Here is a 23,170-nt window from a genome sequence, read left to right on the forward strand (position 1 = left end):
CGGCAGGTGTCGCAAACGCGTCAGTCCCCGTCCAGGCGATCGAGTTCGGCGATGCGTTGCTGGAATCGCCTGGCCTGCCGGCTGATGTAGACGTACACGACGATCCCGGCGCCAAGCTGGCCGACGGCCCGCAGCGCCCACGAACCCACGTCGCCCGGGCTGCCCAGAAGGGCGCACCCGGTCATCATCAGCAGGATGGTTCGTGCGGCGCCCATATCGGCCTGCCGCCTGCGTTCCAGCTGCGCCTTGTATGCGCGGACGCACGTCGCGCTGTCGTCGACCCATCGGCGGCGACTGGCGATCCGCAAGCCGACGCCCACGACGTAGGCCGCCGAGACGATGCCGATCGCCGCGCCTGCCCGCTGGAGTGTGGTCTCGCTGATCAACAGCATCGGGACGAAGAAGAGCAGCAGCACGGCCGCGCAGGCAAACGCGATCCAGTTCGTGCCTTCGAACTCCCGGTTCCACCGGCGTGCCCGCGCGCGCATCTCCTCCATCGACATCCGGGTCACTGCCGATTCCTGGCTCTGCCAGATTCCGCGAGCGTCGTCGCCCCACGCGTCGCCGGTCATGAGCGGCTCCTTTCGTTGAACTGCAGTGCCAGCACACGCTTGATGCGGTGCACCTTCATGCCGATTGCGCCGGGCGACGTGCCGACGATCTCGGCGATCCCGGCCGCCTCGATCCCCTCGAGGTACGAGACGATGACCTGCCGGTCGATGGGATCGAGTTGCCGGATGAGCGCATACAGCCGCTCCAGGGTCCGACGGTGGTCGAGGGCCTCATCGGCCGACGGTTCGCGGACGGCGGGTTCGACCGATAGTTCGTCCAGTGTCACGAACCGCTGCTGGCGAACGCGGAATGCGCGGGTGATGTGCGACGTGGCCGTGTTGTGTGCCACGCGGTAGATCCACGTACGCGGCGAACATCGCCCGTCGTAGCTGCCAAAGCTGCGCCAGATCGCGAAGTGAATGTCCTGGATCAGGTCCCGCCGGGTCTCGGGATCAGCCTCGTACGCGCGCGCCAGCCGGTCGAGCGCCGGTCCGAATCGATCGATGGCGTCCCTGTAGCTGTCATCTCGCACCTGGGCCTGTCCCGGCGCGTGGTCGCGTGTGCTCACATTTCAGGTAGTCTCCCGCTGCCCGATCATTTCACGGCGCCATGAGCCGTAAGCCGGGACCGTACACCGGGCACCGTAGGCCGCAGGCGTGGAGCGTCCAGCGTCCAGCGTCAAGCGTCAGGCGTTAGAACAGCCCTTCCGTCCTCACAATGCCCTCGAGATGCGGGAAGCGGTCGAGGAAGGTGCGCGGGAACGGAGCCTTGACGGGATCGCCGATACGCGCCCGGATCTGGGCGGCGTTGGCGACGGCATTGCCGGCGAAATGGTTGTTCGCGTAGAGGTACAGCTTCTTGCCAAGCGCCGCCGCCGCCGCGGCGACGTCCACGAACGGTTCGAGTTCCTCGGGCCGATACAGGTAGTTGTATCGATCCTCGGCCGCCTCGTGATCCCACCACTGTGCGGCGTTGCGTCCATGCAACCGCACATACGCCCAGGGGCGATCGCGCAGTTCTTCGACGAACACGCCGGGCGACTGCCACACGGACGAGCGGAACTTCGGCTCATCGATCAGCACCCACGCCGCGCCCGCGGCATCGAGCAGGGCGAGCGTCTCGCGCCTGGCATCGCTCCAGCTCCTGTGACGAAGCTCCACGGCAAGGGGGACACCCTGCACCGCCTCGGCCAGCCACGACAGGTATGCCAGCGCCTCGGGCGTGGCCTGGAAGCTCGGGGGGAATTGCGCGAGGAGTGGTCCGAGCCGGCCGGCACCGCGCAGCGGCGCCAGCGCATCCATTGAGGCTGCCAGCGCGGTGGGCGAGGGATCCGGTACTGGCGCGAGATCGCGCGTCGACGGCGCATGCATCCGCGGGTGGGTGAACTGCTGATGCAGCTTGACCGCGAATTCGAATCCCGGTGGGGTCCTCACCACCCACTTCGCGGTCAGGTCCGGCGACAGGTCGCGATAGAACGACGCGTTCACCTCCACCGTGCGGAACCGATCCGCGTACCAGGTGAGTTCGTCCACGCCGCCCCGCGCCCTGGGTGGCGGATAGACGATGCGGGTCCACGCACCGCGGCCCTGCGGATAGTGCCAACCGGAGGTGCCGACCTGGATCAGCGGGACGCGCTCGGCCATTGCTACAATTCACAAGGGGCCGCCTGCCTGAGCTCCCGGCCTCCTGCTGTCCTCCTGATGCCCTGCGTTCCTGTCGTCCTGAGCTCCTGAATGTCCCTCGCCCTGACGATCACCGAGATCTATGCGTCGATTCAGGGTGAGTCGTCGTTTGCCGGGCAGCCGTGCACGTTCGTCCGCCTCACCGCCTGCGATCTCCGCTGTACCTGGTGCGACACCGTGTACGCGTTCACCGAAGGGCGCAAGCAGTTGCTCGACGACATTCTCGCCGAGGTCCGGCAACTCGGGGTGCCACTCGTCGAGATCACCGGCGGCGAACCCCTGCTCCAGAAGAACGTTCTGCCGCTGATGCAGCGCCTGCTGGACGAGGCGCACACGGTCCTGCTCGAGACCGGTGGCCACGTCTCCATCGCCGACGTTCCGGTGGGAGTCCACCGCATCGTCGACGTGAAGTGTCCCGGTAGCGGCGAGTCCGGCCGCATGCACTGGGCCAATCTCGATCTGCTCACGCCGCGCGACGAGGTGAAGTTCGTGATCGCGGATCGCGACGACTTCGAGTATGCCCGTGAGGTCACGGCCACCCACGACCTCGCGCACCGGTGCGGTGCGGTCCATTTCTCTCCGGCCTGGAACCGCGTGGCGCCGGCCGACCTCGCGGCGTGGATCCTCGAGTCCAGGCTGCCGGTACGCCTGCAGTTGCAGCAGCACAAGTACATCTGGGAACCCGCCGCGCGCCGCGTATGACGACCGTCGCACCCGCCGCCATCCTCCTGCTCAGTGGGGGGCTCGACTCGTACACCGCCGGCGCGATGGCCCGCGCCGACGGGTTCCGCCTGTTCGCCCTCACGGTGCGCTACGGACAGACGCACGTGCAGGAGGTCGAGGCGGCTCGTCGCGCCGCGCAGGCGCTCGGCGTCGAACGTCATGTCGAACTCGACCTCGACCTGCGCGACATCGCGAGGTCGGCGCTCACCGGCGCCAGCGCAGTGCCGCTCGATCGCGATGTCGCCCACGAGCACGACATCCCGAGCACGTATGTGCCGGCCCGCAACACGATCTTCCTGTCGCTCGCGCTCGCCTGGGCCGAGACGGTCGGTGCCTCCGTCATCGTGATTGGCGTCAACGCCCTCGACTACTCCGGCTACCCGGATTGCCGGCCCGAGTACATCGAGGCTTTCGAGCGCATGGGTCGCCTGGCGACGGCCGCCGGCGTCGGCGGCACCGCCCTGCGCATCCTCGCCCCGCTCCAGCACTTGTCGAAGGCCGATATCGTGCGCCGCGGCGTCGATCTCGGCCTCGACTACAGCCTCACGCATTCCTGCTACGCGCCGACACCCGACGGTCGTCCCTGTGGCCGTTGCGACAGTTGCCAGCTTCGCGCGCGGGGGTTTGCGGAGGCCGGCATCCCCGATCCCGCCCTGGAGCGGTCATGACGCCACCTTCGCGCGACGCGCTTCGGCGCCCAGGGACGACCACCTTCGCGGTGACCGATGCCGATGTCGCGTCGGCCTTCCCGGTGATGCGTCAGCTGCGCACGCAGCTCGAGGAGGCCACGTTCGTGGAGCGGGTGCGTGCAGCCGAGCGCCTTGGGCTCCGGCTCGTGCTGCACGTGGTGGATGGACGGGTCGCTGCCGTGGCCGGCTTCCGCCTGCTCGAGCAGTTGAAGAACGGCCTGGTCCTCTACGTCGATGATCTGGTCACCGACGAGGCGGAGCGCTCGCGGGGACACGGCGATGCGCTGCTGCACTGGCTGATCGCCTACGCACGGCAACAGGGCTGCGCCGCCTTCGAACTCGACTCCGGCGTCCAGCGGCACGGTGCGCACCGCTTCTATCTCCGTCATCGCATGCGCATCAGTTCGCACCACTTCGCCCTTGATCTCGACTAATCGCGTTTCGAGGTGTGTAGCCGTCGAGCTTGCTGAGGGGCGGGCTCGGAGAGCCGGCCCTACCGTCGAGCCCCCACGCTTGGAACAGAATCCAGGGCCTCGAAGGTTGTAGCCGTCGACCTTCCCCCTTCGCCAAGGCTACGGCAGACAAGTCAGGTCGACGGGAATCGGGTACCGGGCACCGGGAAACGGGAATCGGGAATCGGAATCGGGCATCCTTACGATCGATGACTTGGCATCTCACTCGCGCGCTGATTGTCGCTGCCGGTATCTCCCTGGCCGCGCCCGTCCTGTTGCTCGGACAGGCAGGCACGGCGCACCCGGTGTCCGGACGGATCATCGCCGGCGTGATGGGGCACGAAGGCGCCCCGTGGCTGGACCGGCCGGAGCGCGAGGCCGAAGAGCGGCCGAGTCGTGCCATCCAGGACCTGAAGCTCGAACCGGGGATGGTGGTCGCGGACTTTGGCGCGGGATCGGGCTATTACACCGAGCGCCTGGCGCGCGCGGTCGGACCGACGGGCCGGGTCCTTGCCGTGGATCTGCAGCCGGAAATGCTGCAGATGGTCGGGACGCGCGCGAAGAAGCTGGGGCTCACCAACGTCGAACTCGTTCGAAGTACGCCGGACGACCCGCATCTGCCGCCAGCCGTCGTGGACCTGATCCTGATGGTCGACGTCTATCACGAACTCGCCGCCCCGCAACGGGTCCTGCGCGCGATGAAAGCGTCGCTCTCGCCGCGCGGCCGTATCGCCATCCTGGAGTTCCGCAAGGAGGATCCGAAGATCCCCATTCGCGAGGAGCACAAGATGAGCGTGCAGCAGGCCGTGCAGGAGTTCGGCGCCGAGGGCTACGAGCTCGACCGTCGCGTCGACTCGCTGCCGTGGCAGCACGTGCTCGTCTTCAAACCTAGATAGCCTGTTAGCCTGCGGCCTGCAACCGCGTCACGTGTCTCAGGACTCAGGTCTCAAGCCTGAGACTTGAGACTTGAGACGGCCGCCGGCTGACTGGCGCTAGGCTGTAGGCGACTGAGCCCGTATGTCCAACCGCCTCTATTACGACGACCCGGCGCTGCTCGCCTTCGATGCGACGGTGCGCGCGTGCGAACCTGCGGCCGATCGATATCGCCTCGCCCTCGACCGCACGGCGTTCTACCCGACATCCGGTGGCCAGCCACACGACCTTGGGCATCTGCAAGCGGCCGATCGCGTCGTGTCGATCTCCAACGTCACCTCCGATGATGAAGAAGAGGTGTGGCATCACGTCAGCGAGGCAATCGCGCCAGGCACCCACGTCAGTGGCACGATCGACCGCGTGAGGCGGCAGGACTTCCGCCAGCAGCATTCCGGGCAACACATCCTGTCGGCGGCCTTCGATCACGTGCTCTCGGCGCGCACCGAGAGCGTGCATCTCGGCGTCGAGGACTGCACGCTCGACTTGCATCGGGAGGTGACGGCCGACGAATGTCGTCGTGCCGAGGACGCCGCCAACGGCGTCGTGTGGGACAACCGGCCCGTGTCGATCCGGTACGCGGATGCGTCGGACCTCGCGCACGAACCGAGACTGCGCAAAATCACGGCGCGCGAGGGGCGTGTGCGGCTCATCGACATCGCCGGCCACGACCTGTCTGCATGCGGTGGCACGCACGTCTCGACGACGGGGGAAGTCGGGCTGATCGCGATCCGCGGGACGGAGCGCTTCCGCGGCGGCACGCGCGTGACCTTCCTGGCGGGGCGCCGTGCGCTCGAGAGCTATCGTGCCTTGCGCGACACGGCCGACGCGGCTGCGCGTACGTTGTCGGTCGCCGCCGCCGACGTCCCGGATGCACTCATGCGTCTGCGCGAGGACCTGAAGCAGGAGCAGCGCCGGGCGATGGAGGCGATCGAACGTGTCACCGTGCTGCAGGCCGAGTCGCTCGCGAGCGGTGTGGACGCGTCCGGCCTGCTCGTGGCAGAACTTCCGGCCGCCGACGCGCTGGCGCTGCGCGTCTCGGCCTCGCAGCTCGTCGCGGTCGCCGGTCGGGTGGTGGCGTTGATCTCCGGATCCTCACCGCATGCGCTCGTCATCGCCCGCAGTGCCGATCGCGCTGACGTCGATGCCGGAGCGCTCGTCCGGCAGATCTGCGCGGCCCACGGCGGCAAGGGCGGTGGACGCCCCGATCTCGCCCAGGCTGGCGGAGTCGACGTCACCGTGGAGGCGCTGCGCGCTGTCCTCAAGACGTAACCGAACAATTGCAGAATTGCAGAATTGCAGAATTTCACTACCACCACAGAGCTTCGAAGATTGGCGGTGGCCGCGAAATTCTGAACTTTTGAAATTCTGAAATTGCTTGATGCCTACGACGCGCAGACCAACGCGAGCGCGCCTTCGACGACCGCGTCGATCTCGCGGTTCGGGGCGAGGAAGTTGTTGGCGATCACCGAGAACACGAATTCGTTCCCGGACGCCGACGTGATGTATCCCGACAGGGCACGCGCGTGTGACAGGGTTCCCGTCTTGGCGAACAGTCGCCCGGCGCACGGACTCTCCTTGAACCGGCTCGCGATCGTGCCGTCGGCACCCGCGACAGGGAGCGCGGCACGAAACGCGTCCCGGTGGGGCGGCCGGGCCATGACCTGCAGCAGCGTCGTGATCGCGCGGGCGGTCACGAAGTCCCGGCGCGACAGGCCGGATCCATCGAGCCCCTGCACGCTGCCGGCCGGCACTCCCATCCTCGCCATCGACTCCTGCAACACCGATCGGGCTTCCGCCGGCGACGCGTCGCGTGCAGTGGACGCCGACAGCACCCGCAGCAGCACCTCGCCGTACAGGTTCTGGCTGACCTTCATGAACCGCTGTGCGACCTCCGAGAGCGGTGCCGACTCGTGCACGATCAGCGGTGTCGCACTCGCGAGGTCCGGCCGCGACGCCACACGCGTGTTGCCGCGGACCTCGATTCCTGCCTCGGCCAGCGCCGCACGGAAGGCTCCGAGGAAATAGCGTGCCGGGTCCGACACCGACACCACCCGATCCACGGGAGCGGCACCGGCGGGCAGCGCTCCGCTGATGTCGATCACGGAGCTGCCGAGATCGCGTGTCACGCTCACGGTGGCGGGCTGGCCGGTCCTGGCCGTGGTTCCCCTCGGATTCACGTGCAATCCGTACGCGACTGGCGTCGCCGTGACGGCAAGTGGCGCGCCCTCACCCGTGCCAGGTGCGATGCGGAGGCGCACGACGTTCTCGTTGAAGATCAGTCCGGAGTAGGGAGCCGCGTAGCCCGCGGGCAGGTCCTCCCAGCTCCACGAGTCGCCGAGCCACTCCTCGCCGAAGCGCGACGGATCGCCCACGAGGTCGCCGTCCACGCGGCGCAGGCCCTGTGCGCGCAGCCGCTGCGCCCAGGCGCGGAACGTCGCCAATGGGTCCTCACCGCGTCCGATGGTCGGATCGGCGCCGCCAACCACCACGAGGTCACCGTGCAGTACGTGCCCCTCACGCGATCCGCTCGCGTGCACGAGCGTGCGGAACCGGTAGTCCCACCCGAGGCGCGTTGCGGCCGCCGCGAGCGTCACGATCTTCATGTTGGAAGCCGGCAGGACCAGCCGATCCTCGTTGCGGCTGGCAAGCACGGCGCTGGAGTCGAGTCGTTCGAGACGCACCGCCCAGAGCGCGGCGCCGTCCGCGGCAGCGAAGCGTGCGTCGAACGCCGCACCGAGCCGCGCGTCGGCGCCCAGGGAGCCGGCCCCACCTGGCTTGTCGATCGGAGCGGCTGTTGGGGAGGGCGGCTGGCTCGACGCGCAGCCGCCACCGATGGAGAGGCAGAGCGCCGCCGCCGCGAGGCGGCCGCGGCGCGCGCTCATGGAGTCTTACCTGGCGCCGTCGCCGGCGGCGGGGCGCTTGCGGGCTTGGCCGGTTCCAACAGCCCGATGACGTCGGTGACGGCCGGGGCCGTCAATCGGGCCGCGCCGGGTTCGCCATCGCGCAGCGCGTACATCTCGCCAGCGGCCTGCACGATCGACACACGCTCCTGCTTGTCGCCATCGAACGTGGCCACCACGCTGATGACCGGGGTCGAGGCCGTCGGTGCATCCGCCCAGCTCTCTGCGCGCATCGTGCTGAGCCGGCTCGCCAGATCGTCGATCGTCGCCGCCTTCACGCTCGAATCGGCCGGGGCGGTCTGCGTCCACGTGTCTGTCGCATTGGCGCCGGTGCCGGACTTCTTCTTTTCGAACGTCCGGCTCGTGTCGCCTCGCATCACCACCAGCCGCGACAGGTTGAACATGCGGAACGAGAACACATCCTTCGCGCGGTAGGCGGCCGCCGGCCGCTGCAGGTCGTCGGCCAGTGCCTTCTCCACCGTGAAGACCATGGACCGTGACGCGTCACGCATGTGCACGGCGGCATCGCCACTCGCGCTGCCGACGAACACCTGCGCCAGGGTCTTGCCACTGCCGGTCGCGGTGACCGTCGTCCGCGGCGGGTGCAGGCCGTAGGCGTCGAGCGTCGCCGGTTGCTCGGCGACGATGGCTTGCATCTGTCCGGACGAGAGACGCGTCAGCAGCGATCCGACCTCCCCGCCATCCGCGCGCCCCTGGAGCGGCTGCACGAGGCGCCACTCGCTGCCGTCCTTCTTCAGCTCGATTGTGCCAGGAGCGCCGATAATCGCGAGGTGGTCCACGGCCTCGCGATCGACGCCGACGATGGCCTTGTTGCGCAACTGGAACGTGGTCTTGTCCAGGCTCTGCTCGAGCCAGCTCGGGACGGTGAAGACGCGGGCTGCGTCATCGAGCTTCGCGTACGTGTCGCCGCCCGTCGCGGTCTTGGCGCCGAGCAACAGCGTGCGTGGCTTGCCGGCGGCGGTGAACGTCAGCTTCAGCCTCGGTGAATCGAGTCCGAAGGCATCGAGGCTCCTGGGCTTCTCGTCGATCACGCGCGTCAGGTCGAGCGTCGCCAGGTTGCTCGTCACGCCCGATACTTCACTGGCATCGGCTGCCACCTGCACGGGCTTCTCGATCTTCCAGCCCACGCCCTGTTTCTGCAGCGTCGTGACATCGCCGTTGGAGGCGGTGAGCGTCAACGCCTCGATCGTGTCGGCCTCGAGCGAAGTGAAGACCTTCTCGCTCTTCGGCTCATCGCCGGCGGGCTCGCGCTTCATCTCCACGAACCAGATGTAGGCGCCGAGCGCCGCGGCCAGCGTCAGCAGGAGGAGCGTCGAACGTCCGCGCTTCATCCGCGCCTCCGGCTCCAGGTCCAGATGCCGAGCGCCGCGACGATCAGCGGCAGGCCCAGCACCGACAGGTACAGCACGCGACGCTGCTGGTCCTCGGTCATCGTCACGCGCCGGTCACCAGCCTGTTTCGGACGGATGGCGATCAGGTTCTCCTGCTGCGCCACCCAGTTGACGGCATTGAGGAAGAAGTCGCGATTGCCCTGCGTGCCGAGGACGGCGTTGGTGGCGAAGTCCGAGTCGCCGATCACCACCACACGGGTCTGGGGCTTGGCTGGCGTCTCCGGCGGTGCCTGCCCGGGCACCGGTGGCGGCGGGGGAGGCGTGGCCTTGGCATTTGGCGCATCGACACCGACAGCGACGGCCAGGGTCACCGGACCTTCCTTCTCGCCGGCGGCCTCGTCACGCTGTACGGGCGTGCCCGCGAACACCGCCTTGAGGTCCGTCTCGGCCCACGACTGCGCGCTCGTCGTCGCAATCGGCTGGGCCGTCCGACCGTTCGTACCACCTTCGACCGGCGTGACTGCGCGCGCCAGCGGGAACGCGGTGATCAGGCCGAAGTTCTCGGTGATGGGATGGTCCGGGTACGTCGCCACCACAGGCACGGACGGCCCCGCGCCGAGCAACTGCCCGACGCTGCTCACGTCCACGACGACGTTGGTGCCGACCTCGACGCCCCACGCCTTCGCGAGGGCAATGAGCCCGGTGAGCGGTGCCGCCTCGGCGCCATCGGGCGGGTCAATGAGGAGCAGCAGTTTGCCCCCCTTGTCGAGGTATCGCCGCACCATGTCGAGCTCGGGCTGCAGGAAGTCGTTCTTGGGCCCGGCGATCACGAGGACGGCCGCGTCGGCAGGCACGTCCTGCTGCTGCGCGAGCACGACCTTGTCGACGGCGAAGTTGTCGCGCTGCAGCGCGCCCGCGATGGCGTTGTAGCCACTGCGCTGATCGGCGCTGGTCGTGTCGCGCTCACCGTGGCCCTGCGAGAAGTAGACCTTCTTCTCGCCGCCCTCGACCGCCTTGACGATGGCGTTGGTGATGTCCTGCTCGGTGTCGGTGGTGACGCGTTCGATGCGGCCGTTGTAGTCCACCGCGATGGTGCCGTACTGCTGCACCTGCCACTGTCGCGCGACCGCCGGCTGCTTGTCCGGATCGATGTACTCGACCTTCAGCTGTGGGCTCGCGTAGGTATAGCCGTCGAGGCGATCGCGGAAACGCTGGAACTCGGTGTCCTTGGCGAACACCTTGACGTTGACCGGCGTCTTGAGTCCGTCGAGGACCTTGCGACTCTGATCGGAGAGCGTGAACTGCCCGCCCGCCGTCAGGTCCCAGCGCTTGTGCTGACGGCTGGCGATGTAGTTGACGCCGACCAGGATGCCGAGCAGGAGCAGCACGCTGGCCGACGTCAACGCGCCGGCGCGCGTCCCTCGCCGCGACCAGAGCGCGACGAAGTCGCGCCACTGCGTCACCAGGTAGGCCAGCACGACGACCAGCCCGGCCAGCGCGAGGCGCTGCCACAGGTGCTGTTGTTCGGGACGGATGAAACGGATGGCGACGGCTGCGACGACGAGCGCGGTGCCGATCCAGCCGAGGACGTTGACGAAACGGGTCATGACTGTGCGTCTCCGGACCGGGTTACCCACGCCAGCGATCGGCATCGACCGATCGGGCGGTGAGGAAGAGCCCGAACGCGATCACGCTCAGGTAGTAGATGACATGCTGGGTGTCGACCACGCCCTTCGAGAAATCCTCGAAATGCTGGAACACCGACAGCGCTGCGACGACGCCGCGGGCGATCGGCCCGCCGCCCTCGCCGACCCACGCCACGAGCAGGAGCATGAGCAGCACCGCGTACGTGAGCAGTCCGGCGACGATCTGGTTGCGCGTGAGGTTCGAGAGGAACAGCCCGATGGCGATGAAGCCGCCGCCGAGCAACAGCAGGCCGAGGTAGCCGGTGACGATCGGCGCAACCTCGGGATCGCCGTAGGCGAAGAGCCAGATCAGGTTGAGCGCGGTCAGGCCGATCATCAGCGCGTACAGCGCGAACGCGCCGACGAACTTGCCGAGCACGATTTCCCAGTCGGTCAGCGGCGACGTGAGGAGCAGCTCGATGGTGCCGCTGCGCTTCTCCTCGGCAAACGTCCGCATCGTCAGCGTCGGGATGAAGATGAGGATGATGATGCCGGCCTGCAGCAGGAGCGGACGCACCAGCATCTCGTTGACGTTCAGCGTCTGCGGGCCGCCCATGCCGAACTGCTGCATGCGGAGGCTCTGCTCGCTGAAGAAGCTGAGGAAGCTGTAGAACATCCAGCCGAAGATCAGTGCGAACAGGCCGACCAGGATGTAGGCGATCGGCGACGCGAAGTAGCCGTGCAGCTCGCGGCGCGCGATGGCGAGGGTGTTACGCACGGGCGACCTCCTCGGACGGCGTGTCGGTGGTGGTCAGCTGCAGGAAGATCTCCTCGAGGCTCATGCGCGTCGGCCGCAATTCCACGAGGCCAAGGCCCGCGCCGACGACTGCCTGGGCGACACTGCGGCGGACGTCCATGCCCCTCTCGCTCTGCACCTCGAAGCCCGTCGCGGCCCCGTGCTGGGCAGAGACCGTGACGCTGGTGACGCCAGGGACGGCAGCGAGCACGGCCTGCGCGTCGGCGCCCTGCGCGTCGACTTCGACGTACACGGACGCGGCGCCCTGCAGGCGTGCCGTCAGGTTCTCCGGCGTGTCCTCGGCGACCACGCGGCCCTTGTTGATGATCACGACACGCTGACAGGTCTGCGCGACCTCGGGCAGGATGTGCGTGCTCAGCACGATCGTGTGGTCGCCGCCGAGGCTGCGGATGAGTTCGCGCGTCTCGATGATCTGCTTCGGGTCGAGTCCGGCGGTCGGCTCGTCGAGCACCAGCACGTCCGGGTTGTGGATGAGGGCCTGGGCGAGGCCCACCCGCTGCCTGTAGCCCTTCGAGAGCTTGCCGCAATGGCGGTGGGCCATGTCGGCGACGTGCGTGCGCTGCATGACCGCGGCGACGCGCGCGGCCTGTTCGGCGGCCGGCACGCCCTTGATCCGCGCCACGAAGCGCAGGTACTCGCGCACCGTCATATCGGGGTAGAGCGGCGGCGTCTCCGGCAGGTAGCCGATGCGCAGCTTGGCCTCCACCGGCTGCTCCTGCAGGTCGAATCCCGCGACCCGGGCGCGCCCTTCCGTCGGCGGCATGTAGCCGGTCAGGATGCGCATCGTGGTGGTCTTGCCGGCGCCGTTGGGCCCCAGAAACCCCAGGATTTCGCCCTTCCCGACGTTGAAGCTGACGCCATCGACCGCCGTGAAGGGGCCATAGCGCTTGGTGAGTTGCTGCACCTCGATCACCGTGTGTCTCCAGGCTCGGCCGCCCGCGTTTTCCGCGCGGACGGCATTCCATGACGGGCCAGTCCAGCCCGTCGGTCCACTGCCAACCCCACATGGTAGAGAGCGATGGGGAGCCGGTCAATTTTCATTGGTGTAATATATGAACAGTTGTTCATATGTCACAGACGACATCCACGGTCCCCCGCCCGGCACTCACGCGCCCCGGTCCTCCGAGCCCGGCGACCACCGTTCGCCGCCGCGCTGCCCGCGCCATCACGCCGCCGCTGTCGGCCGAGACGGCCCAGGCACTTGCCGAAACCTTCCGGGTGCTCGGCGATCCGACCCGCATCAGGCTGATCGCCGCCATGGCGGTCGCGGAACGCTGCGTGGGTGACCTGGCGAGCCTCGTCGGCATGAGCGAGTCGGCGGTGTCGCACCAACTGCGCATGCTGCGTGCCGCACGGCTGGTGCGCACGCGTCGTGCCGGCCGGCAGGTGTTCTACACGCTCGACGACGCCCACATCCTGGCGCTGTTCGAGCAGGGCCTCAGTCACGTGCATGAACCGCACGGGGACGCACGATGAACGCACCCGCGTGTCCTCGCTGCACCGACCATCGCACCGCGACCTTCCACGTCGCGGAGATGGACTGCGCGCACGAAGTGGCGATCCTCGAAAAGCGCGTGGGCACGCTCGACGGTGTCGTCACGCTCGACGCCGACGTCCTGTCACGGCAACTGCGGGTCCACTACGACGGCGCCACGCTCTCGGTTGCCGGCATCGCCGAGGCGGTCGCGCAGGCCGGCATGCGCGCATGGCCGGTTACCGCGCGCGGTGAGGCGCCACGCGCCGAAACCGGCATGCCGTGGGGGCTGTTGACCGCGGGCCTCGCATGCGTCGTGGCCGGAGCCCTCTGGCTCACCGGCGTCCGCGATCTCTGGGTACGCGCGGCGCTGCTGCTCGCCGTGGCGCTGACCGCACCGGGCACCTTGCGTCGCGCATGGCAGGCCGCTCGCGGCCGGCGTCTCGACATCCACGTCCTCATGACCGTGGCCGTGGCCGGAGCGCTCGCCATCGACGAATGGTTCGAGGCGGCTACCGTCCTGGTGCTCTTCGGCGTCGCCCAGGCGCTCGAGGCTCGCAGCCTTGCGCGAGCCCGACGCGCCATCGCCGACGTGCTCGACGTGACGCCGCCAACTGCGGACGTCCTGCAGGGCGGAACCACGCGGACGGTGCCCGTCGCGCAGGTCGCCGTCGGTCAGGTCGTATCGGTGCGCCCAGGCGGCCGTGTGCCGCTCGACGGCATCGTCGCGGCCGGGGAAAGCGCGGTGAACCAGGCGCCGGTGACCGGTGAGGCCGAGCCCGTGCGCAAGATTCCTGGCGATGTCGTCTACGCCGGTTCCGTCAATGGCGAAGCCCTGCTCACGTTCGAAGTGAGTCGCGTGTCCACGGACTCGACGGTGGCCCGCATCGTGCACGAGGTGGAACGTGCCCACGCGGCTCGCGCCAAGGTGCAGTCGTCGGTGGATCGCTTCGCGGCCGTCTACACACCGATCGTGCTGGGGCTCGCCGTGGCGATGGCCCTGCTGCCGCCCTTGCTCACCGGGGCCCCGTGGCTCGTCTGGATCGAGCGGGCGCTCGTGCTGCTCGTCGTGGCGTGTCCGTGCGCACTCGTAATCGCCACCCCTGTTGCGATGGTCTCGGCGTTGTCTGCCGCGGCTCGCCGGGGCCTGCTGCTGAAGGGCGGCGCCGTGCTCGAGCGGCTGGCGTCCATCCGCGTCGTCGCGCTCGACAAGACAGGCACCGTCTCGGAAGGCCGGCCGCGGATCACGGCGGTGACGTCGCTCAATGCGTTTCCGGAGTCGCGTGCCGTGCAACTGGCGGCGTCGATAGAGGCGGGCGTGCACCACCCGCTGGCCCTGGCCATCGTCGATCTCGCATCGTCTCGCGACCTGGCGCTGCTGCCTGCCACTGCCATCCAGCACGTCGCGGGACGTGGTGCGTACGCCAGGGTCGACGGACACGACGTCTGCATCGGGCGTGGTGACTGGCTGGCGACGATGCTGCCAGCGGGCGCTCAGGTGCCCGACGCGACCGCGGTCCTTGCTGTCGACGGCATTCCCGTCCTCGCGATCGACGCAGCCGATCATGCGCGTGCAACGGCGGCGCCCGCGATCGAGGCGCTGGCGCTGCTCGGCGCCGAGGCGACGCTGCTCTCGGGCGACCACGAACCGGCCGTGGCCCGCCTCGCCTCGGAGGTGCACGTGGCCGAATGGCGCGCACGACTGCTGCCGGAGGACAAGGCAGCGGCCGTGGAAGACATGCGACGCCGCGGTCCCGTGCTGATGGTCGGTGACGGCATCAACGACGGTCCGGCCCTCGCCGCCGCCAGCGTCGGTCTCGCGATGGCCGATGGCGGCACCGCCGTCGCCCTCGAGGCCGCTGACGGCGCACTGATGCACCACGATCTCGCGTTGGTGCCTTACGCGATCGCGCTCGGACGCGCCACCCTTCGCACTGTGCGCACCAACGTCGCACTCGCGCTCGCCCTGAAGGTGGCCGTCATGATCGCTGCGCTCGCCGGCGTCGCCTCCCTGTGGCTCGCGGTATTGGCCGATGTCGGCGCCTCCCTGCTGGTCGTGGCCCTCAGTCTCCGGTTACTCTCATTCGAGTGGGTTGGAGGCGGTCGCTCTTGATTGCGACCCCTGTTGCGTTGTCGCTATAATCCGCCCGTTGCAGTCGGGGGCGCCGGGATCATGCCGGCACAGGACGCCCGGTGACTGCGGAGACCGTCATGTCCATGAGTGCCCCGAGCCGCGAGAGTATCGACGTGCGTGCCCTCGAGACCGTAGCCATCCTCGGCCTGTCCGCCACCGCGGCCCCGTGCGTATTCGGCCCGGTCCCGCATTTCCTTGCCGTCGATGAGGACGAAGAGGAAGACGAAGACGAAGACGACGACCTCGACGATGAGGACGACGACGAATGGGATGACGAGGTCGAGGGCGAGGAAGAAGACGACGCCGAGGACGAAGACGACCTCGGTTGGGATGACGAGGACGAGGACGACGTCGAAGAGGACGACGAGTAGGCGCGCGCGTCAGCGCTCGTGTCCTCGCCTGATCCGATGAACTCACGACCCGCCGATCGCGGCGGGTCATCGCCCGGGATGCGCGGCACTGCCTTCCACGACCGGTTCGTGCTGGCGGTGGCCGCGCTCTTCGTCTGTCTCCACCTCGCGTGGCTGCCACGCCACCTCGAGGACATCGACTCGATCAACTTCGCGCTCGGACTGCGTCACTACGACGTCGCGGCGCACCAGCCACACCCGCCAGGCTATCCGGTCTTCATCGCGTTGGGCCGTGCATGCGCGGCGATCGTGTCGCCGTTCGCGCCAGATCTCGCGAGCCGCGATGCGATCGCGATGGCCGTCCTGGCCGGTCTGTCCGGCGCATGCGTCCTGCTCGTGCTGTATCGCATCCTCCGCGACCTGCGCGACGAGCCGGATGCCTCGAACACGACGTCTCCTGCCGTCGTCATCACCACGCTGGTCACGGCGACACCCCTGTTCTGGGTGACCGCCTCGCGCCCCTTGAGCGACATGCCGGGTCTCGCCGGCGCGCTCACGTGTCAGTGGCTGTTGTTGCGTGCGGCGCGTCCCGAGGCATCCTGGCGCGGTGCTGCGATGGCGGCGCTGGGATGCGGAGTCGCCTCCGGACTGCGATCGCAGGTGACGTGGCTTGTCGTGCCCCTGCTGGCGTGGGTGCTGCTCCGGGTCCGGCGGCGGGACGACCTCCGCACGGCCCTCGGTGTCGCCGCGGCGGCGTTCGTGGGGGTCCTCTCGTGGGCCGTCCCGATGGTGGTGCTGGTCGGGGGGATCGGTGCCTACCGCGCTGCCTTGACTTCGCAGGCAGGCCAGGACTTCGAAGGCGTGCCGATGCTGGTGCTCCAGCCAGGGCTACGCCGTCTCGCGCAGGCACTGGCCGACACGTTCGTGTCGGGCTGGAGTTGGTGGCCCCTATCCGCGGCGATGCTCGTACTTGCGGCCGCAGGCGTGCCAGCCCTGCGTCGCCGGGCGACGCTGGCCACGTGGCTCGGGCTCGGTTACGGTCCGTACCTCGTGTACCACCTGCTGTTCCACGAGACGGAGACGACGCGGTACGCACTTCCGCTGGTCGTGCCCGTGGCGACACTGGTGGTGGTGGGACTGGCCCGATGGACGCCGCGCGTCGCGGTACCGGCCGCGTTGGTGGCCTGCGGCATCGCGCTCGGCGTCTCGCTGCACGCGCATCGGCAGTACGTCGGCGCCGGTGCAAACGTCAGCGAGGTCATGGGGCGGATGGAGAGCGAGGCCCGGCAGTCCACGGTGCGGCCGCAGGTGCTGATGCACCGGCGGGTCTGGGCGGAGACGAGGCGCGCGCGCGCCACCCTCGTGCCGAACCCGGCCTTCGACGTGCTGCCTTCGCCGCGTATGCAGGAGTGGCAGGGGGCCGTCGCAGCCTGGCGTGCCGGCAAGGTGCCGATCTGGTGGCTCGTCGATCCACGCCGCGGCGATCGCGCTGCCATCGATCCGCGGGCGCTGCACGTCCGGGAGCATGTGATGTGGCCGATGCCCGTCGCGCCGCTTCTCGGCGGCATGCGCCCGCATGCATTCGATTGGTACGACGTCACCGCACCGCAATGGGTACTGATCGATGGCTGGGGCCTGACGCCGGAACTTGCGGGGATCGCGGCGGCGGGGCAGAAGGGCCCATCTACCACCGGGGCTACCGCGGTCGTTCGCGGCCAGGCCGGCGTCTGCACGCTGGTCATCGGCGGCCGGTATCTCGCGCCACCAGCGGAGGCTCCTGCGCCGACGCTCGCCGTCAGGATTGGCGAGACCGATCTGCCCCCGGTGACCCTGTCGCCGGGGGCATTCGCCCATACCTGGACGCTGCCGGCAGGCACGATCGGACCGACAGGCTACGCCCCACTGACGGTCCGTGCCACGACCACCCCCGCCGGCGCGGCGAACGAGCGCGTGTTCCTCGAACAGTTCGACGTGCAGCCCGCGGGCGTTCCGGTCATTGCCCTCGAGGCCGGCTGGTACGAGCCCGAACGCGACGTCGCGACGGGCCGCCAATGGCGTTGGGTCGGCGACGAGAGTCGCGTGCGCATCGCGGGGGCGTCTGGCGACGTACGCCTCGTGATCGCGGGCACGTATCCTCGACACTACGAACGCGCTCCGGTCCTCGAGATCATCGCGTCGGGGCAGCGCATCGCGTCGTTGACTCTGACGCGCCCGTTCGCAGTGGAGCAACGCATCACGGCTCAGCAGTTGGGCGCGGAAGGGCGCCTGAAGTGGCGCGTTTCGCCGTCCTTTGTCGCTGGTGAACGGACCGGCAGCGCGGATGCACGGCGACTCGCGATCGAGATCACGACGCTGCGCGCCGACGCCATTCGTTGACACGACCACGAGCGACCGTTAGGCTTTGCGCGATGCAACCCGTGACGGTGCCGCCGACGGCACCGTGTCCCCCATCCCTCGAACCCGGGAGTCTCGGATCGATGTCTCGACTGCGAGTCGTGCTGCCTGTTGTGGCGCTGTGCCTGGCGCTGGGTGTGGCTGGCTGTGCCAAGAAGGCGCCTGCGCCTGCACCGCCCGCTCCTTCCCCACCTCCCGCCACCACGCCGGCACCGCCGCCGCCGCCGCCCCCGCCGCCTGCACCAGCAGCGGCACCCGAGGCGCCGCGGTCGCTCACCGAGGAAGAACTCTTTGCCAAGAAGAGCCTCGAGGAGCTCAATGCCGAGAAGCCGCTCACCGACGTCTTCTTCAAATACGACAGCGCCACGGTGAGCGAGGAAGGTCGTGCGTCAATCCAGAAGAACCTGGAGTGGCTGCGCAAGTGGGGCAACACTCGCGTGCTCGTCGAGGGACATTGCGACAACCGCGGTACGCCGGAATACAACCTCGCGCTCGGCGAGCAGCGTGCGGCGGCCGTCCGTGACTACCTCGTGAGCCTCGGCCTTCCGGCGACGCGCGTGACGATCGTCAGCAAGGGCGAAGAGCAGCCGTTCTGCAACGAGGACACGGAGAGCTGCTGGCCGCAGAATCGTCGCGGCCACTTCCTGATTACCGCGAAATAGGTAGGGGCGCCTCTCTGAGGCGCCCACGTAGGTAGGGGCCGCTGCCCGAGCGGCCCTGACACACGAAGGGCCCGACGACATCGCCGGGCCCTTCGTGTCTTCCGTCCAGACAGGCGCGCTCGGGGAGCGCGCCCTACCCTCGAGCGATCTCGTTGTTGATGTCGGCCGCGGCTGCAGCGGGATCCGCCGCGCCGGTGATGGGGCGCCCGATCACGAGGTACGACGCGCCCGCCTGTACGGCCGCCGACGGCGTCATCGTGCGTGCCTGGTCGTCCCTGTCCGCCGCTGCCGGACGAATCCCCGGCGTGACGATCGCGAACTCCGGTCCGCATGTCTCGCGGATCAGTGTGATCTCCTGTGGAGATGCCACGACGCCATCGACGCCTGCCGCGCGGGCGAGCGTCGCCAGCCGCTTCACCTGATCGCGCACGCCACCAGAGGCACCCACCGCCGCCAGTCGAGCATCGTCCAGGCTCGTGAGCACCGTCACCGCAACGATCAGCGGTCGGTCCACGCCCGCCTTGCCTGCCTCGTCCTGTGCCGCATCTCGCGCCGCCACGAGCATGTCGTGACCACCGCTGGCATGCACCGTCATCATCCAGGCGCCCAGCCGCGTGCCGGCGCGGACCGCACCGGCCACCGTGTTCGGAATGTCGTGGAACTTCAGGTCTAGGAAGAGCCGCAGTCCGCGATCGACGATCGGCGCGACGGCGGCCGGCCCTTCGCTCACGAACAGCTGCTTGCCGACCTTGAACCCGCCAACGTGCGGCGCCAGCCGCTGCACCAGCGCATCGGCCTGGGCGATGCGGTCGACGTCGAGGGCGATCAGGATGGACGACATGCCGGTTCCGGAGCCTTGACCTGGCCCGTTTCCACCGCGCCGACCAGGTCGGCCAGGCGCGCCACGCCGTGGCGGTCGCAGTAGGACTCGAGATCGGCGGTCACACGCGACCAGATGAACGGGTCGGCGAAGTTCGCCGTGCCGATCTGGACGGCATTGGCTCCGGCGAGCATGAATTCGAGCACGTCCTCGGCTGACGCGATTCCGCCCATGCCGACGATCGGAATCTTCACGACCTGCCGGCATTCGTGCACCATGCGGACCGCGATCGGGCGGATCGCCGGACCGCTCAGGCCACCCATGACATTGGTCAGCTTCGGCTTGCGCGTCTCGACGTCGATGGCCATCGCCAGGAACGTGTTGACCAGGGACACGGCGTCGGCGCCCGCATCCTCTGCCGCACGCGCGAATGACGCCACGTCGGTGACGTTGGGTGTCAGCTTGGGCATGATCGGCAGCGTCGTGACCTTGCGCACCGCCGCGACGACATCACGCGTGCCGTGGAGGCTGCAGCCGAACTGGATGCCGCCTTCCTTGATGTTCGGGCACGAGATGTTCAACTCGATGGCTGCGACGCCCTCGTGATCGGACAGGACGCGGCTCACTTCGCAGTACTCGTCCAGCGTCACGCCGCAGACGTTGACGACCGTGACGGCGCCCAGCGCCCGCAACTCGGGCAGCCGCTCCTTGACGAAGCGATGCACGCCGATGCCCTGCAGCCCGATGGCGTTGAGCATGCCGGCCGGTGTCTCGACGATGCGAGGCGGGGCGTGCCCTTCGCGCTCGGAGAGGAAGAGGCCCTTGACGACCACCGCGCCGAGCGTTGCGAGGTCCAGGGCGCCGGCGTATTCGACGCCGTAGCCGAAGCAGCCGCTTGCCGCCATCAGCGGGTTGCGCAGCGTGAGCGCGCCGAGGGGCGTGGAGAAATCAGCCATGGTGCGCCAACCCTTCCCACTCCAGTGTGCTGGCGGCAAACACCGGTCCGGCCGTACACGAGCGCAGGAAATGCGGCGTGCCGTGGGCCGTTTTCACCGGCACGACGCAGCTGTAGCACCCGCCCATGCCGCAGCCCATCACCTGCTCGAGCGACACCCAGGCATCACGGCCCGCGGTTGCCGCCCGCTGCGCCACGGCTTGCATCATCGGCGTCGGCCCGCAGCAGTAGATGGCAATGGGTTGGTCGGCCGGGGCGGCCCGCAACGCGGCGTCGAGCGGCACCGTGATGAAACCATGCGCGCCGCGACTGCCATCCTCGGTGGCGAGTACCAGGTCCACGCCGCGGTCCGCGAACCACTCGGCGTAGTACAGATCCTCACCGCGCCGCGCGCCATAGAACAGGCGCGTGGTCACGCCACGCGAGGCCAGGGCCTCGGCCAGTGTCGCAAACGGTGCGAGCCCGACACCGCCCGCGACCATCCATGCGGTGGTGGGCGGTTCGACCAGTGGCCACGGTTGCCCGAGCGGACCCAGGCAACCGAGCCGGTCGCCGACGCGGACGTCGAACAGCTGCCCCGTGCCCGTGCCGATGCGCTTGTTGAGGATGCCGATGCCGTGCGGGGTGCCGTCGGGGCCGCGCACGATCTCGAAGATCGAGAAAGGCCGCCGGAGCAGCGGCTCGAGCCCCGGCTTCGTCTTGATCATGACGAACTGGCCCGGGCGCGCCGCGGCGGCGATTGTCGCGGCGCCCAGCGTGACGACGTTGTACTCTGCCGAGAGCGTACGATTCCCGAGCACGTCGGCCTGCTCGTCCACGATCATCCCCGGCAGCATAGCGCATCCCCCTCATGCCGTACCTGCGACTGCTGACCAATGCGTTGGTGGCCGGCGCCCTCGGCGCGGCCATGCTGGTGCACCTCGTGCTGCTGCTCAACCCGCAGCTGCCGCTGCAGCCCCGCGCGCTGTTTTCGCTGGGGTGGCGGCTGCTGCTGACGGCAGGGCCGCTGCTGGCGGCGGGCTTCTTCATTGCGAGCCTCGCGCGCTATCTCGCCACGCGACGCGGGCCAGCCTGGCTCAGCCTGCGCATCCTCGCCTGGACGACGACCCTCGTCGTGGCGACGGGGGCCCTGCTGGCCTGGTTGAACGTGTCCGCCTTCCAGCCGTCGCTGACGCCTGCCGCGGGCCGGCGAGCGGTGGTGGTTACGCTCACCCTGGCGGTTACCGCCGGTGTGCTGCTGCTCATCGCCCTCGTCCACTACGGATTCGGGCGTCGCGGGAGTCGCGTCGGTGGGGCGCTCCTCGGCATCGCCGTGGTCGCCGCCGTCGTCCTGCCGCTCGTGGCGCGTGGACCCGCCGAGCCGGAGCCCGGGCCGATGCGCCGTGTCCGCGCCGTCGGCGCGCCGCTGCGCGAACCGGCAGCCGGCCGCGTCTGGATCGTCCTGCTGGATGGTGCTTCGCTGGACTACGTCTCGCCGGCTGCGGCGCAAGGGCGCCTGCCGAATTTCGGGCGCGTGCTGGACGGGGGAGCGTCGCTGACGCTGTTCTCGATCGAGCCGCGGCTGCCACCGCCGATCTGGGCGTCGGTCGCCACCGGGCAGTACCCGCCTGGCTCGAACGTGCACGCGCCCGTGCGATACCGCGGTGGATGGGCCCGCATCGACCTCCTGCCGCGATACGCCTTCGCGGACTTGCTGGTGCTGACCGGTGTGCTGCACGCGGAGCCGTTACGGCCCGAAGACCTGCGCGGCGCGCCCCTGTGGCGCGTGCTCGAGAGTTCTGGTGTACCTGCCGTGACGGCGGGGTGGCCACTCGCCGTGGCAGCGGAGACCAGCGTCGGGAGTGTGATCGCCGAGCGCGAGCGGCCCGAGGGTATCGATTCGGTCCAGGCCGACCGCACGCTGCGCACACGCTTCGAATCCGCGCTGACCCAGCGCGACGCGCAGGTCGCTGCAATCCGGTACGCCGCGCTGTCGGCGGACCGCCGCAGCACGCTGTCCCTGCGGTCGCGCGTCGGCCGGCGACTGCCCGTCGACGACATCTACGACTTCGTGGACGGCGAGGTCGGCCGCGTGCTGGGCCGCCTCGCGCCAGACGACTTGCTACTCGTGATATCGGGCTACCGGCTCGAGTCGCCGAGCCCGTTCGAGCGGCTCCGTGATCGGGTGGCCGACGACGCGGGACTCGCCGCGGAGGCATCCAAGTCGGATGGCTTCATGCTCGCGTATGGTGGCAAGGTCTCGCCGGGCCGCAAGACGGTGGGCGCCATCGTGGACGTGCTGCCCACCGTCTTGTACTACCTGGGCCTGCCTGTCGGGCGGGACATGGACGGCTACGCACGCACCGATCTTTTCGTCGCGACCCTCACCGCGGAGCGTCCGGTCAGTTTCATACGGAGTTATCAGTAACGGGTAACGGGCAACGGGTAACGGGCAACGGGAGTCGGGAAACGGGGAGTCGGGAAACTGGAAACGGGAAACGGGCAACGGGAGTCGGGGAGTCGGGGAGTCGGGAAACGGGAAACGGGAAGCGGGCAACGGGAAACGGGCAACGGAAACGGGAAACGGGAAGCGGGCAACGGGAAACGGGAAACGGGAGATGGGAGTCGGGCGAGAGGTAGCGGCCCGCTGTCCCAGCGGGCCGGCCGACTGCCTCAC

General features: G+C 68.9%; 22 protein-coding genes. 11 read left to right on the forward strand and 11 right to left on the reverse strand.

The window, feature by feature from the left end; all coding sequences use genetic code 11:
• Window positions 1-20: 20 nt before the first annotated feature.
• The 3 genes from LuPra_RS03165 to LuPra_RS03175 form a co-directional block, all read right to left on the reverse strand.
• A complete protein-coding gene (locus tag LuPra_RS03165; RefSeq protein WP_110169411.1) occupies window positions 21-572 on the reverse strand; it encodes a hypothetical protein in 552 nt (183 codons plus the stop codon).
• On the reverse strand, window positions 569-1,120 hold the full coding sequence (locus tag LuPra_RS03170) for an RNA polymerase sigma factor (RefSeq protein ID WP_234800701.1): 552 nt from the start codon (window positions 1,118-1,120) through the stop codon (window positions 569-571). Before LuPra_RS03170 ends, LuPra_RS03165 begins: the two co-directional genes overlap by 4 nt.
• 124 nt (window positions 1,121-1,244) lie before the next feature.
• A complete protein-coding gene (locus LuPra_RS03175) occupies window positions 1,245-2,195 on the reverse strand; it encodes a DUF72 domain-containing protein (RefSeq protein ID WP_110169412.1) in 951 nt (316 codons plus the stop codon).
• A 90-nt stretch (window positions 2,196-2,285) separates the two neighbouring features.
• On the opposite strand from LuPra_RS03175, the gene LuPra_RS03180 reads away from it, so the two are divergent.
• The 5 genes from LuPra_RS03180 (at window position 2,286) to LuPra_RS03200 (ending at window position 6,300) form a co-directional block, all read left to right on the forward strand.
• Window positions 2,286-2,936, forward strand: coding sequence for a radical SAM protein (locus LuPra_RS03180; RefSeq protein ID WP_110169413.1), 651 nt, complete (start codon window positions 2,286-2,288; stop codon window positions 2,934-2,936).
• Entirely contained in the window at window positions 2,933-3,625 is a 693-nt protein-coding gene (gene queC, locus LuPra_RS03185) for a 7-cyano-7-deazaguanine synthase QueC (RefSeq protein WP_110169414.1), read from the forward strand. The genes LuPra_RS03180 and queC overlap by 4 nt, the downstream gene beginning before the upstream one ends.
• On the forward strand, window positions 3,622-4,080 hold the full coding sequence (locus LuPra_RS03190) for a GNAT family N-acetyltransferase (RefSeq protein WP_110169415.1): 459 nt from the start codon (window positions 3,622-3,624) through the stop codon (window positions 4,078-4,080). Before queC ends, LuPra_RS03190 begins: the two co-directional genes overlap by 4 nt.
• Window positions 4,081-4,307: 227 nt before the next feature.
• Window positions 4,308-4,994 (forward strand): class I SAM-dependent methyltransferase, encoded by a 687-nt coding sequence (locus tag LuPra_RS03195; protein ID WP_110169416.1) that lies wholly within the window; start codon window positions 4,308-4,310, stop codon window positions 4,992-4,994.
• Window positions 4,995-5,115: 121 nt separating this feature from the next.
• Window positions 5,116-6,300 (forward strand): alanyl-tRNA editing protein, encoded by a 1,185-nt coding sequence (locus LuPra_RS03200; RefSeq protein ID WP_110169417.1) that lies wholly within the window; start codon window positions 5,116-5,118, stop codon window positions 6,298-6,300.
• 113 nt (window positions 6,301-6,413) lie between these two features.
• Here LuPra_RS03200 and dacB read toward each other — a convergent pair whose 3' ends face one another.
• From dacB to LuPra_RS03225, 5 genes are read right to left on the reverse strand one after another with little or no spacing between them, the layout of a single operon-like run.
• A complete protein-coding gene (dacB, locus tag LuPra_RS03205) occupies window positions 6,414-7,913 on the reverse strand; it encodes a D-alanyl-D-alanine carboxypeptidase/D-alanyl-D-alanine endopeptidase (protein WP_110169418.1) in 1,500 nt (499 codons plus the stop codon).
• The gene (locus LuPra_RS03210) at window positions 7,910-9,283 is read right to left on the reverse strand and encodes a DUF4340 domain-containing protein (protein WP_110169419.1); all 1,374 of its coding nucleotides are present in this window, start codon (window positions 9,281-9,283) and stop codon (window positions 7,910-7,912) included. The genes dacB and LuPra_RS03210 overlap by 4 nt, the downstream gene beginning before the upstream one ends.
• Window positions 9,280-10,890, reverse strand: a complete 1,611-nt coding sequence (locus tag LuPra_RS03215; RefSeq protein ID WP_157898673.1) for a GldG family protein — start codon at window positions 10,888-10,890, stop codon at window positions 9,280-9,282. Before LuPra_RS03215 ends, LuPra_RS03210 begins: the two co-directional genes overlap by 4 nt.
• Before the next feature lie 22 nt (window positions 10,891-10,912).
• Window positions 10,913-11,686, reverse strand: coding sequence for an ABC transporter permease (locus LuPra_RS03220; protein WP_110169421.1), 774 nt, complete (start codon window positions 11,684-11,686; stop codon window positions 10,913-10,915).
• A complete protein-coding gene (locus LuPra_RS03225; protein WP_110169422.1) occupies window positions 11,679-12,638 on the reverse strand; it encodes an ABC transporter ATP-binding protein in 960 nt (319 codons plus the stop codon). The genes LuPra_RS03220 and LuPra_RS03225 overlap by 8 nt, the downstream gene beginning before the upstream one ends.
• Before the next feature lie 155 nt (window positions 12,639-12,793).
• On the opposite strand from LuPra_RS03225, the gene LuPra_RS03230 reads away from it, so the two are divergent.
• From LuPra_RS03230 to LuPra_RS33610, 5 genes are all read left to right on the forward strand, one after another.
• Window positions 12,794-13,201 (forward strand): ArsR/SmtB family transcription factor, encoded by a 408-nt coding sequence (locus LuPra_RS03230; RefSeq protein WP_110169423.1) that lies wholly within the window; start codon window positions 12,794-12,796, stop codon window positions 13,199-13,201.
• Window positions 13,198-15,312: a heavy metal translocating P-type ATPase gene (locus LuPra_RS03235; protein WP_110169424.1), complete on the forward strand. Its 2,115-nt coding sequence runs from the start codon at window positions 13,198-13,200 to the stop codon at window positions 15,310-15,312. Before LuPra_RS03230 ends, LuPra_RS03235 begins: the two co-directional genes overlap by 4 nt.
• Window positions 15,313-15,410: 98 nt before the next feature.
• Window positions 15,411-15,704, forward strand: coding sequence for a hypothetical protein (locus LuPra_RS32775; RefSeq protein WP_157898674.1), 294 nt, complete (start codon window positions 15,411-15,413; stop codon window positions 15,702-15,704).
• A 36-nt stretch (window positions 15,705-15,740) separates the two neighbouring features.
• On the forward strand, window positions 15,741-18,059 hold the full coding sequence (locus LuPra_RS03245) for a protein O-mannosyl-transferase family (protein ID WP_110169425.1): 2,319 nt from the start codon (window positions 15,741-15,743) through the stop codon (window positions 18,057-18,059).
• Between the two features lie 101 nt (window positions 18,060-18,160).
• A complete protein-coding gene (locus LuPra_RS33610; protein WP_201792174.1) occupies window positions 18,161-18,739 on the forward strand; it encodes an OmpA family protein in 579 nt (192 codons plus the stop codon).
• Between the two features lie 133 nt (window positions 18,740-18,872).
• On the opposite strand, the gene pyrF is transcribed toward LuPra_RS33610, so the two are convergent.
• From pyrF to LuPra_RS03270, 3 genes are read right to left on the reverse strand one after another with little or no spacing between them, the layout of a single operon-like run.
• Window positions 18,873-19,580, reverse strand: a complete 708-nt coding sequence (pyrF, locus tag LuPra_RS03260; RefSeq protein WP_110169427.1) for an orotidine-5'-phosphate decarboxylase — start codon at window positions 19,578-19,580, stop codon at window positions 18,873-18,875.
• Window positions 19,565-20,515 carry a dihydroorotate dehydrogenase gene (locus tag LuPra_RS03265; protein ID WP_110169428.1) on the reverse strand — a complete coding sequence of 317 codons (951 nt, stop codon included), beginning with the start codon at window positions 20,513-20,515 and terminating at the stop codon, window positions 19,565-19,567. The genes pyrF and LuPra_RS03265 overlap by 16 nt, the downstream gene beginning before the upstream one ends.
• Window positions 20,508-21,350: a dihydroorotate dehydrogenase electron transfer subunit gene (locus LuPra_RS03270; protein ID WP_110169429.1), complete on the reverse strand. Its 843-nt coding sequence runs from the start codon at window positions 21,348-21,350 to the stop codon at window positions 20,508-20,510. Before LuPra_RS03270 ends, LuPra_RS03265 begins: the two co-directional genes overlap by 8 nt.
• A gap of 14 nt (window positions 21,351-21,364) precedes the next feature.
• Here LuPra_RS03270 and LuPra_RS03275 point away from each other — a divergent pair, with 14 nt between their 5' ends.
• Complete coding sequence (locus LuPra_RS03275; protein WP_110169430.1) at window positions 21,365-22,921, forward strand: alkaline phosphatase family protein; 1,557 nt, start codon at window positions 21,365-21,367, stop codon at window positions 22,919-22,921.
• Window positions 22,922-23,170 lie beyond the last annotated feature (249 nt).

Origin of the sequence: Luteitalea pratensis (assembly GCF_001618865.1) — a bacterium.
In the GTDB taxonomy this organism is placed as follows: domain Bacteria; phylum Acidobacteriota; class Vicinamibacteria; order Vicinamibacterales; family Vicinamibacteraceae; genus Luteitalea; species Luteitalea pratensis.